General features: G+C 59.6%; 8 protein-coding genes. 5 read left to right on the forward strand and 3 right to left on the reverse strand.

Translation table 11 applies throughout. The features are described 5' to 3' along the window. Positions 1 to 3 precede the first annotated feature (3 nt). Together MOP44_RS25785 and MOP44_RS25790 are read right to left on the reverse strand one after the other, a co-directional pair. Complete coding sequence (locus MOP44_RS25785; RefSeq protein ID WP_260793448.1) at positions 4 to 2,745, reverse strand: ABC transporter permease; 2,742 nt, start codon at positions 2,743 to 2,745, stop codon at positions 4 to 6. Next, positions 2,742 to 3,107, reverse strand: coding sequence for a PadR family transcriptional regulator (locus tag MOP44_RS25790; protein ID WP_260793449.1), 366 nt, complete (start codon positions 3,105 to 3,107; stop codon positions 2,742 to 2,744). Before MOP44_RS25790 ends, MOP44_RS25785 begins: the two co-directional genes overlap by 4 nt. A 401-nt stretch (positions 3,108 to 3,508) precedes the next feature. On the opposite strand from MOP44_RS25790, the gene MOP44_RS25795 reads away from it, so the two are divergent. From MOP44_RS25795 to MOP44_RS25805, 3 genes are all read left to right on the forward strand, one after another. Next, positions 3,509 to 6,460 carry an NHL domain-containing protein gene (locus MOP44_RS25795; protein WP_260793450.1) on the forward strand — a complete coding sequence of 984 codons (2,952 nt, stop codon included), beginning with the start codon at positions 3,509 to 3,511 and terminating at the stop codon, positions 6,458 to 6,460. 213 nt (positions 6,461 to 6,673) lie between these two features. Next, entirely contained in the window at positions 6,674 to 7,438 is a 765-nt protein-coding gene (gene xth, locus MOP44_RS25800; RefSeq protein ID WP_260793451.1) for an exodeoxyribonuclease III, read from the forward strand. A 350-nt stretch (positions 7,439 to 7,788) separates the two neighbouring features. Beyond that, on the forward strand, positions 7,789 to 8,370 hold the full coding sequence (locus MOP44_RS25805; protein ID WP_449290004.1) for a sugar transferase: 582 nt from the start codon (positions 7,789 to 7,791) through the stop codon (positions 8,368 to 8,370). Between the two features lie 24 nt (positions 8,371 to 8,394). Here the strand turns inward: MOP44_RS25805 and MOP44_RS25810 are convergent, their stop codons facing one another. Further along, positions 8,395 to 8,772 (reverse strand): DUF7009 family protein, encoded by a 378-nt coding sequence (locus MOP44_RS25810; protein WP_260793452.1) that lies wholly within the window; start codon positions 8,770 to 8,772, stop codon positions 8,395 to 8,397. 90 nt (positions 8,773 to 8,862) lie between these two features. On the opposite strand from MOP44_RS25810, the gene MOP44_RS25815 reads away from it, so the two are divergent. After that, a complete protein-coding gene (locus MOP44_RS25815) occupies positions 8,863 to 10,110 on the forward strand; it encodes a serine hydrolase domain-containing protein (protein WP_260793453.1) in 1,248 nt (415 codons plus the stop codon). A 72-nt stretch (positions 10,111 to 10,182) separates the two neighbouring features. Beyond that, the gene (locus MOP44_RS25820) at positions 10,183 to 11,910 is read left to right on the forward strand and encodes a glycoside hydrolase family 127 protein (protein WP_260793454.1); all 1,728 of its coding nucleotides are present in this window, start codon (positions 10,183 to 10,185) and stop codon (positions 11,908 to 11,910) included. Positions 11,911 to 11,961: the final 51 nt, after the last annotated feature.

The following is an 11,961-nucleotide window of genomic DNA, read 5'->3' on the forward strand; positions in this document are numbered from 1 at the left end:
AGTTCATTCAATGCGCAAGGCTCTCACCGGGTCGATTGACGCCGCGCGCCGTGCCGGGATGATACCGGCAATGGCAGCCGCAAACGTCAGCACTCCAATCGCGACAGCCATCACCGGCACATTTACACTCGTGATTTCATAAAGCTGCGATTTGACGTAGCGCACGCAGAAGATCGCCACCGGAATACCAATCGCGAGTCCAGCAACAGTCTGCAGCATGGCCCCGCGCATCACCATTCCGATTACCCGGCTCCGCGCCGCTCCCAGTGCCATGCGGACCCCGATCTCCGGTGCGCGGCGGACCACTGTATAGGCAGTTACCCCATCGAGTCCAATCGCGGCGAGCAGAAGCGCCAGCAGACCGAAAAGAGAGGTGAGGCGCGATATCAACCGCTCCTGCGTGAACCGATTGTCAATCTGCTGCCGGAATGTCTGGAACTTAAGGATCGTGAGATTTGGGTTGATACTCGCCAGGGTGTCACCGACGACCTTCTCAAACCCCGGAATAGAGTGGGACGTCTCGATCACAATAGCTCCCGCGTACACAGATTGGTCGGGGTCGCCCGGCGTGCGAAGGCCTGCAGGCTGCGCGAGAGGAAGGAAGTACATGGCGTGGTTCTTCCAATAGACGCTTGTGTAGGTGGTGTCTTCCACCACTCCAACGATCTCATGCGCTCCATCCGTTCCCGGGTGCAGGGGATCGTCAAATCCAAATCGATGCCCGATGGGATTTCGGTTGCCGAAAAACTGCTTCACGAATTCCTGGTTGACGACGGCGACCGGAGGAGCGTTCATCGTGTCCTGCGGTGTGAACCCCCGGCCCATGACGACGTGCGTTCCAACCGCACCGAAGTATTCCGGTGCCGCCTTCACCCAGGATGCGGTTTTGTGCAGATCCGGATCGCCCTGAACCTTGACTCCGGAGTTCCAGTCGTTCGCTTCCATCGGCGTGTAGGTCGAGACGCCGACTTTGAGAACGCCGGGAATGGCATGGAACCGGTCAACGATGGTCTGGTAAAGCAGTTCAACGTCTGTCGTTTTGTAGCCCGCTCCATGGGGATTGAAGTGGACAACATAGCGGTTCGTTGTATCCAGTTTCATGTTCACTTTCTCTGCCTTGGTGAGGCTCTGTGCAAATAGGCCCGCAGCAACGAGCAGCACCAGGGAGAGCGCGGCCTGCATAACAACGAGTCCCCGCTGGAGGAACGAAGCTCCATGCGCAGTTGTGCGCGAGTTGGCGCGCAGGGCACCAGCGGGTCGCGTTCGCGCGGCCATCAGGGCCGGGGCCAGGCCAAAGAAGATTCCCGTCGCCAGCGAAAGCGCAAAAGCGAAGCCGATGACCAGAGGGGATGGGGAAGCCGCGACCGGCATGTTGTGCTGATCCGGAAAAGCAAGCGCCAAGAGGGCATGCGCCCCCAAATAGGAGATGGCGAGTCCCAGCAGGCCTCCCATACACGAGAGAACAATACTCTCCTGCAGAAGCTGACGGACGAGGCGGGTGCGTTGTGCGCCAAGCGCCGAGCGAAGGGAGAACTCCGCGTGGCGGCTCATGCCACGCACCAGTAGGAGGTTCGCAATATTGGCACAGGCAACAAGTAGAACCAACACAGCGATCCACTGCAGCAGTTTAAGACGATCCTTATAACCGTTCTGCATATTCTGAATTCCGCCGCCGCCGGGAGTGAGGACAACATGCGCGAGAGGAAGTACCTTTTGGGCGCGCGGATCGGTAAACATCTGGAGCGTAGCAAGCTGGTGCTTGAGCAGCGCACTCGCATTGGCCTGAAGCGCCGGCAGGGATGTGCCCGGCTTGACGCGTCCGATGATGTAGGCCCACTGTTTGTTGGGATCGGTGAAGAACGATGCCCCAATCAGTGCATCCATCGCATGCATTGGGAAAAAGAAGCTGGGCGGATTGGTGTCGATACGATCTCCGTAAAATCCCTTTGGCGCAACACCAACAATCGTGACCGGCTTGCCATTGATATAAAACGTGCTTCCAGCCACGCTACGATCGCCTGCGTAATCCCGCTGCCACGCTTCGTAGCTGATTACCGCTGTAACAGGCGCTCCCGTCTGGTCATCGGCATCCATAAACAATCTGCCGGCTGCAGGCGAAAGCCCGAACATCTGGAAGTAGTTCCCGGAGACGAACGTTCCCACCATAGATTTCGCCACCGTTTCGGGCCCGGCGCGACGAACAGTAAGGGGCCCCCCGCCGTAGAACGATGCCGTTGCGGCCAGTTCTTCGAATTCAGGCAAATTCTTCTTGAACATGTAATACGTGTCGGTGGCAAAGAGCGAATAATCCCCGGAGTCACTCCACTGGTCGCTGATGCAGCAATCGTTTCGGTCCCCGATCCGGATCAGGCTTTTCGGATCGGTGACGGGCAGATTTCGGAGCAGGATGGCGTTGACCAGCGTAAAGATGGCCGAGTTGGCGCCAATGCCAAGCGCAAGCGTCAGCAGCACGGTAACGGTAAACCCCGGCGTCCTTCGTAACTGCCGGAGTGCATAGCGGATATCCTGAACTACAAGCTCCAGCCGCAACCAGCCCCATTGCTCCCGCGTCACATCGGCAATCATCGGAACACTCCCGAATTCGCGGAGCGCCGATGTCTTCGCTTCAGCGGTCGATTGACCTCTTGCCATTCGATCGCCAATCGCCATCTGCAGGTGCGCATCGATCTCTTCCTGCAACTCGCGCTTGCGCCGCTGAAAACCGAAGCTCGGAAACCAACTCACGACTCACTCTCCTCCGGCTTGACGTACATCACCGAACCAATCGCTTCGACAATCCGCTCCCATCGGCCCAGATCCGAGGCCAACTGCCTTTTCCCTTTGGCCGTGATGCGGTAGTAGCGGGCTCTTTGCTTGCTCTCTGACTGCTTCCACTCAGACTGCACCCACCCCTGACGCTCCAATCGATGGAGAGCAGGATACAGTGATCCGGTCTCCACCTGAAGCACTTCACCGGATCGCAAGCGTAAGGCCTGGACAATGCCATATCCATGCTGCGGTCCCCATTGCAGGGTCTGAAGAACGAGCATGTCGAGTGTTCCCTGCAGCAGCTCAATCCGGTTCTTATACTGGTCTGCTCCGCCCATGATGTAGACACTCTACTCCCAAAGGACGTAGATCGTCTACTTGGTTTTTATGGCGGCGACCACCCTTGCCCCCGCGTTGCCAGTGCACACACCTCCGCTTGCGCGGCATCCCGCTTCCGCTTCGAGGCGTGGCCATTCCGGATGTCCCTTCAAATGGGCAGTGCAACCGTTGTCACCGAATGTTGTATTCACAGTCACTGACAATGTGGCTCTCGAGGCGTTACTCAACGCTAATCGCCGTGATGGCGTACATGTGCCATTCAGGTGGCGTCGCTACAGGTTCCCTCATCGCTATCGTTTCGTAGCAGGCCATTCGAATCTTGGAAGATTCTCCAGTGAGTCGTGCACGTGGGCAGCGGCATTGAACGGGTCGAGCTCTGCATCAAGAACGCGAGATGACCATGTCAATTTCCATCAAACCTAAGTTTCCATACCTATCAGCTCTAGCGCTGGCATTGGCATTTTCGGCTTCCGCGCAAATTGTCAACACTGTTGCCGGCGGTGGCAGTTTGAACGGCAAAAAAGCAACCGATGTCTCCCTCAGTTGGCCGCCGGCCATCGCAATCGATGCCTCAGGTAACCTCTTCTGTGTTGTGGCTAGCTGGCAGGTGTATAAGGTCAGCCCCGAAGGCATTGTGACTCTTGTGGCGGGCAATGGCGGGCCTGGTCCTTCGGGTGACGGAGGTTCGGCTATCAGCGCTGCAATGGGTCCTATGGTCGGGTTTGCGGTCGATCGGTCTGGGAACCTGTTCATCGCGGATCGGGGGGTCATCGGAATTCGCAAGGTCGATGCAGCCACGGGGACGATCTCCATCTTCGCCGGCAACGGAATGGTGGGCTATTCCGGTGACGGAGGTCCCGCAACCAGCGCTCAGCTGGGCGATATGTCCGGCCTAGCTGTTGATGACCGTGGGAATCTGTACATCGCAGACTCCTCCAACAATGCAATCCGTAAAGTGGATGCTTCCACTGGCATCATTTCCACTGTCGCGGGCAATGGGACACCAGGGTATTCGGGCGATGGCGCCGCCGCAACGAAGGCTCAGCTGGGCACGCCGTGGGATGTAGCTGTCGATAGTTCCGGAAATCTGTACATCGCAGACTCCTGGAACTCCGTAATCCGCAAAGTGGATGCTTCCACTGGGATCATCTCCACTGTCGCGGGCAACGGGGAAGGGGGATACTCGGGTGATGGCGGTCCGGCGACCCGTGCACAGTTATCGGATCCAACCGGCGTTGCGGTGGATAGCACGGGCAATCTGTACATTGCGGACTGGGCAAACCTTAGAACACGCAAAGTCGATGCTGCTTCAGGAAACATTTCTACCATAGCCGGCAATGGCACGACGGGTGATCCGATCGATGGCGGCCCCGCCACGAGCTCCGCGTCTTACGCTCGGGATGTAGTGGTTGACACAACAGGTAAGCTCTACATCGCCGACGCCGGCCATTGGCGAATCCGCGCTGTCGATCTGTCTTCTGGCATCCTCTCCACGGTCGCAGGCAATGGCTATGCGAGTTACTCGGGCGATGGATTTGCCGCTGTGAGTGCTCAGATTGATCAGTCTTATGGCGTGGCGGTGGATGGTTCAGGAAACCTCTACATTGCCGACACCAAAAACCTGGTGGTCCGCAAAGTCGATGCCGCCACCGGGAGGGTCTCGACCGTTGCAGGCAACGGCAAGTGGGGCTATTCAGGAGATGGTGGCCCGGCGAGGAGTGCCATGCTGGGACGTGTGCTCGGCCTGGCGGTCGACACGTCAGGCAACATCTACATTGCTGATCCGGACAACGGGGCCATCCGCAAAGTCGACGCAACGACCGGCGACATCTTTACAGTCCCCAGCAACGGTATCGGGGGCTACTACCCACGAGCCGTTGCGGTAGATAAGCCCGGAAGCCTCTACATTGCGGATAGTGGTAATCAAAAGGTTCGCCTGATCGATGCCTCCACCGGCGATATGTCCACCATCGCGGGCACGGGCAACACCGGATACTCTGGCGATGGAGGTCTTGCCACAGGTGCCGAGTTGAATATACCTGCCGGCTTGGCCCTGGACAGGTCAGGAAATCTTTACATCGCGGATTCTGAGAACGGTGTCATCCGCGAAGTAGTGCTTGATCCCAACGACGCAGCCAATCACGGCAAGATCACGACGGTAGCGGGGGGAGCTTCAAGTCAAGATCCTTCAAATGCACTAGGTCCAGCGCTTTCCAAGCCGATCGGGGTCTATGTGGATTATGCCGGAACAATCTTCATTTCCGACAATGAACGCGCCAGGACGTTCAAGGTCACCGGCAGCAGTTTCTCATCTCCAGAGAAGGGCACAATTACTGTGGTGGCCGGAACCGGGCAGCCTGGCTACTCCGGGGATGGAGGGCTCGCCACCGCCGCCGAGTTCAACAAGTTGTACATGATCACTGGCGACCCACAGGGCAATCTGGTAATGGCTGACGGCGGAAACAATCGCATCCGCACCGTGAGCGGAACGGTCGCTCCGACTCCGGAACTGGGGCTCTCACCCACGGCGTTGACCTTTGATACTCAACTGCTGAACAGCAGCGCATCCTCCATCAAGGCTCTTACCATCACCAACCAAGGAATCAAACCGTTGACGCTGTCCTCGGTAGCGATTGCGGGGCCAAACAGCGCCGACTTCACGCAGACAAACAACTGCACAACGACAGCCATCGCAGTGGGAGCGAATTGCACGGTCAACGTGGTGTTCAAGGCCACGGTGGCGGGTCGCGAGCAAGCTACCCTGACGATCGGTAGCAATGCCTCCACAAGTCCCCAGACCGTGTCCCTCGCCGCAGCGGGCATCACGTTTGCTGCACCTGCACCGGGTCAAGGCGGATCAACTTCCGCGACCATCGCAGCAGGCACCACAGCGTCTTATGCCATGCAGATCTCGGCGACTGGAGGCGCAATCTCCACGGACCAACTGACATTAGCATTGAGCTGCTCAGGCGCCCCAACCGATGCTGCATGCACAGTTCCCGGTTCGGTTGTCGCCACTCCGGGAGCGCCGGCAGCATTCACAGTGAAAGTCACAACCACCGCGCATGGCACAGCGAGTCTGAACAGCACATTTTCAGAAAAGGGTCTGCAATTCGCGCTGATTCCGATCGCCTTGGTCTTGATGGGAGTGGCGGGAAGACGTCGGATGTGTCAGGGTCTATCTCTGCTCGGGTTGCTTGCGGTGTTCGCCTCCTTGGTAGCCTGCGGTGAGCATTCAAACAATTCAAACGAGAGAGCGACCGGAACTCCATCCGGGAGTTATAACCTGACGGTCAAAGCCACATCAGGCACCGTGTCGCAATCCGTCTCTTTGACGTTAATTGTGCAGTGAAACTGAGCGCTCGAGGCGGCGACGCCCGTGGAATACTCTTCGGCCATTCCAGAGGAGTCACTCTACCGGCCTGACCACTGCCCTCTTTCCCCGTGATCACCATCCCAACTGGAGCATCAGATCCTGATGGTTACGATTTAGTAAATATGGATTCAAGCCACCCAATCGCAACCTGTACGATGAATTCCAGACCGCACTTAGGGACACGCCACCTTGAAAATCGCCAGCTGGAACGTCAACTCCGTCCGCGCCCGCATCGAGCACCTCAAACGCTTCCTCGACCGCCAATCCCCTGACGTCCTGCTCATGCAGGAGCTCAAGGCAGAAGTCTTCCCCACCGAAACCTTCCAGGCCCTCGGCTACAATTCCGTCGCTGTTACCCAAAAGGCCTACAACGGCGTCGCCATTCTCGCCCGCACACCCATCGAGGTCACCTGCACCACGCTCCCTGGCGATGACCAGGACAGCCATGCCCGCTTCCTCGAAACCCGCATCGCCGGCCTGCGCATCGTCAACATCTACGCGCCCAACGGCAACCCGCCGGCTAGCGACAAGTTCCTCTACAAGCTCGCCTGGATGGACCGCTTCTACGTCGAGCTTCATCACTGGCTCGCCGACGGCATTCCAACGCTCATCGGCGGCGACTACAACGTCATCCCTGAAGACATCGACTGCCACAAGCCCGCATCCTGGGCCCGCGACGCCCTCTTCCAACCAGAGCCCCGCTCCCGCTATCGCGACTGGCTCGCCCTCGGCTACACCGACGCCTTCCGCTCGCTCCACCCCGGCGAAACCGGCCAGTTCACCTACTGGGACTACTTCCGCCTCGCGTTCGAGCACAACCGCGGCATCCGCATCGATCACTTCCTCGTCTCACCCTCGCTCGCCCCACGCGTCCGCTTCTGTGAGATCGACCGCACGCCCCGCTCCGAGCAGAAGCCGTCGGACCACACGCCCATCCTTCTCGAACTCGACTAAGTCGCCGCCCAGAATGTCTCCGCGCACTTCCGATTCACGTGCCGTAACGAAAAGAATCCAGCGCTTCTCACCTGCCTGTGCTCCCGGTCACACCGGACAGCCGCAAGCCCCTGTTAAAAATGACCATTGGAAAAACTCGACCACTTGCGCAAAACTGCGCATAGCCCTGTTTTGTACCATTTGCAATTTGCCTTGTTTCGGAGGGACCTTTGGGTTCCAGGTCATTGGCTTCATCAGGTCTTCACATCCAGACCACGTCCACGCACTGCTCTGACTGCAGTCTGAGCAGCTGGACAGAATCGTCCCTAAAACGACTCTTCGACATCGCCTGCGTTCTCTGCGCGCTGCCTTTGGCTCTGCCCATCCTGCTCGCAACAGCCCTGGCGGTCCGCATCACCTCCCGCGGACCCGTCCTCTTTCGTCAGCAGCGAGTAGGCCGGCATCATCGCCCCTTCACCATTTACAAATTCCGCACCATGCCCGTCACGCGCAACAATGGCGACAGGCCCGTCCTCACCACCACGGCAAACCAGGCCTTCACGCCCATCGGCCCGTTTCTTCGCCGCTGGAAACTCGATGAGCTCCCCCAGCTCCTCAATGTGCTGCTCGGCGACATGAGCCTCGTCGGACCCCGTCCCAAGCTCCCCCAACTCCACGCCGGCCAACTCACCTGCCGGCCCGGCATCACCGGCCGCGCCACCGTCGTATTCGCTCGTGAGGAGTGCGCCCTTTCCGCCATTCCCGCTGCCCACGTAGGCCCCTACTATCGCGATGTCGTTGCTCCCCTCAAGCAGCAACTCGACGAGAACTACATGGCTTCCGCCACCTTCACGTCCGACCTCGACCTCATCCTTCGCAGCGTCGCTCGCCGCTTCGACGACTCCGAGATCCGCGCCCTGCTCCCTGCACTCGAATCAACCACCACTCACTAACAACTAATCACTAGCCACTGCCTTTCAGCAGCTTGCCCCCTGGTTGGGATTCGGAAACGTGTCCGCATTCTCCCCATCGCTCTTGTCCAGGCACGCCCAATCCTTTTCCACCGCAATCTCTAATCTCCCGCTCGACACCGCCACGCCGCCATACACGCCAACATCTTCGCCCCGCGCCCACGCCCGCGCCATCTCTACAGGCAGAATCACCACAACCCGTGTCCCTGCATGGCGCACCGCGATCGGCTCCTCACCGCCGACCTCAAGCGCATACGTCAGTCGCGCATCCTCTTCAAGCCCGAAGTGAACCGTCTCCTCGATCCTCCCGGTCTCTATCAGCCGCTGCAGTTCTGCCGGCCCCACCCGCAGCCTCAACGAATCGCCCTTGATGCGCAGTTTCATCTTGTATCCCTCTCACTCGCCTCCTTCGATGCTAATCAACCCGTCAGCTAAGCGCGAACTCCGCTGCTTCGCCCCTGTATCATCTCCACCATGCTCCCGCTCCGAACGGTCTTCGCCGTCATCCTCACTCTTCCGCTCTCTACCGCGGCCCATGCCCAGACCGACCCCCTCCAGCAGAAATTCGACTCCCTCCTGACCCAGCACGGCATCATCGGCGGCTCTCTCTCCCTTGTCCACCCCAACGGCCAGCCCACCGAATACTTCCACGGCGCCGCACGGACCGAAACGCAGCAGCCCATCGACGCCGCCACTGCCTACAATTGGGCCTCCATCACCAAGACTTTCACCGCCATCGCCATCCTCCAGCTTCGCGACCGCGGCCTGCTGTCTCTCGACGATCCCGCTGTCCGCTACGTCCCTGAGCTCCGCCAGGTCCATGACGCCTACGGCTCCATCGACGACATCACCATCCGCCATCTGCTCACCCACACCGCCGGCTTCCGCAATCCCACCTGGCCCTGGGACTGCGACGACTCCGCCAACTGCGACTGGCAGCCCTTCGAGCCCACAAAGTGGTCACAGGTCGCCGCCATGCTCCCCTACACCCACGTCGCGTTCAAGCCCGGCACCCGCTGGAGCTACTCCAACCCCGGCTACGTCTTCCTCGGCCAGATCATCGAGCGTCTCTCCGGCGACGACTTCGAGGTGTACATCACCAAGAACATCCTCATGCCCCTCGGAATGACCCGGAGCTACTTCGATCGCGCGCCATACTTCCTCGAGCCCAACGTCTCCGCCAGCTATCTTCGCGCGGGGACGAAACTCACGCCCCAGCCCTTCAACTTCGACACCGGCATCACCACCTCCAACAGCGGCCTCAAAGCCCCCATCCCTGACATGGAAAAGTACGCCCGCTTCCTCCTCGGCGACCCCGGCAACAAGCTCTACGACATCGTACTCAAGCGCAGTTCGCTTGAAGAAGCTTGGACCGCCGTCATCCCCGCCGTTCAAGCCGGAGAAGCCCCCACCGCCTACACCTCCGGACCGCACAACTCGCAGCCGCAAATGGGCCTCGGCTTCTTCACGCTCGCCATCGACAACCACCGTTTCATCTACCACGACGGCGACCAGGGCGGCTTCTCCTCAGAGCTTCTACTGGACCCCGCGCGCCGTTGCGCCTCCATCCTCATCGTCAACACCACAGACACCGGCGTCCCCACCGATGCCAATCACGCCGTCTCCAACACCGAGCCCGATCCCAACATTGACCTTCGCATCACCCTCCGCAACGAACTCATCGACCACGTATTCCCCACTTGCACGGCAGGCAAGGATTAGCTCCGCGATGAGCCTGTTGAACCGCGTCGGAAGGACATTCGTCAGCTCCTCCGGCGTGCTAACATTTCCCCGATGAATCGCCGCCAGCTCCTTGCCAGCGCAGCCGTACTGCCGTTCACAACTCACAGCTTTACCTTGCGCGCGGCAAACCCTGGCGGCGTCGACCAACTCACCGGCCGCCCCCTCTATGACCGGTATCAACTCACGCTCGATCGAGTCCTGCGCGGCGCGCAACCCTCGTACACGGCGGAGTTCCTGCTCGAGGACCTTCACGGCACGCCCGGCCGTCGCTTCACCAATTTCAGCGGTGACCTCTCCGGCCGCTGGATCGGTTCACTGGCCACCTCAAGCGCACAATTCGGGGAGCGCTTCCCCGTTCTCGATAAGTTTGTCGCGCAGGCAGTGGCGCTCCAGCATCGTGAAGGCTACTTCGGCAAGTCGTTCAATGCTGCAAATCCTGGTGACGACGACATGGCGCTCCTCTGGGGCAACGGCCGTCTCCTCGTCGGATTGCTCGAATACCACGCGCTTAATCATGATCCGCAAGTCTTGGCTGCTGCACGCAATCTCGGCAACTTCCTTCTCCGCATCGCGCCGCAGTTCAACTCGCAGCAGATGGCAGACGAGTTCAATGCTGCGCACTTCGCATCGTCTTACATCTGCTGGACACAACAGACAGAAGGACTCGCAGCCCTCTTCGTGGCCACCGGCGATACTCGCTATCGCGATCTCTGCGCCGATATCGCCGCTCGCATTGAACGTCGCCCAGGCGATCACGTCCACGGATACCTGTGCAGCGTGCGTGGCGTCCTCGATCTCTACTTGGCTACCAAGGACGAGAAATTCCTTAATCGCGCCATCGCCGCGTGGAATGATGTCGCCCAATCCGGCGATCTCCTCATCACTGGCGGAGTTCCCGAGGCGTGGTCGCCGAAGAAGAAGCGCACCGAAGGATGTGCTGAGTGCGATTGGCTCCGCCTCAACCTCGCGCTCCACGCCGCCACGGGAGAGGCCAAATACCTCGACGCCGCGGAAGACGCCCTCTTTAATGAGTTCGCAATGAACCAGTTTTCCACGGGCGACTTCGGCCATGCCGTGCTCGATGATTTCGGCGCCCCTGAGTCCGTCCAGGTGCGCGCCTGGTGGTGCTGCACGCTGCACGGGCTGCGCGCCTTTCCGGATGTCGCTCATCACACGTTTCGCATCCGCGACAATGAAGTCTTCTTTGATCTCCCTTTGGACGGATCTCTCGACACCGGTTCCATCAGCCTGACGTCACAGTCATCGCTCGCGACAGATCGGCGCATCCGTATCAAGGTGCTCCACGCCTCCGCCCCGCACGCGCTCAACATCCGCAAGCCCGCATGGAGCGATTCCGTGAAGGTAATTCGAAACGGACGGCCTCATGAGAACTCCCGCGTTGAAAACCTCCGCGCCGGAGACCAGATTGAAGCCTCATATGACATGTCGCTTCGCCTTACCAGCGCGGATAAGGTCCTCTCCACGCGTGGCCGAACTGCTTTCCATTACGGCCCATGGCTCCTCGGCGCATCGACAGCGATGCAGCCCGAGTACTTCAACGAGCTTTATCCATCGAATGTCCTGATCGCGGGCTCCGCTACGCGCAACTCCACGCCGGCAACGGAGCGGTTCACCATCCCCCTCGCCGCGACCACGGTCGATGCGATTCCTGCGGAGTTCCCCGGCCAAAAGTTGAAACTTGATTTGCGCGCCGTCGCAGAGCAAACGGGGCACGAACCCGCGCGATGGGCCACATCTTTCCTGGTGCGTACTTCCTGAACGCTCGTTGCTTAGCCCACTCGCGCGGCTAACAATGGCCCACTTCTATAC

This window comes from Occallatibacter riparius, from assembly GCF_025264625.1.
Classification (GTDB): domain Bacteria; phylum Acidobacteriota; class Terriglobia; order Terriglobales; family Acidobacteriaceae; genus Telmatobacter; species Telmatobacter riparius.

Bases quoted from the DNA above. Each gene is read 5' to 3' on its own strand.
- MOP44_RS25790 (WP_260793449.1), bottom strand. From the start codon at position 3,107: ATGGGCGGAGCAGACCAGTATAAGAACCGGATTGAGCTGCTGCAGGGA.
- MOP44_RS25795 (WP_260793450.1), top strand. From the start codon at position 3,509: ATGTCAATTTCCATCAAACCTAAGTTTCCATACCTATCAGCTCTAGCG.
- MOP44_RS25810 (WP_260793452.1), bottom strand. From the start codon at position 8,772: ATGAAACTGCGCATCAAGGGCGATTCGTTGAGGCTGCGGGTGGGGCCG.
- MOP44_RS25815 (WP_260793453.1), top strand. From the start codon at position 8,863: ATGCTCCCGCTCCGAACGGTCTTCGCCGTCATCCTCACTCTTCCGCTC.
- MOP44_RS25820 (WP_260793454.1), top strand. From the start codon at position 10,183: ATGAATCGCCGCCAGCTCCTTGCCAGCGCAGCCGTACTGCCGTTCACA.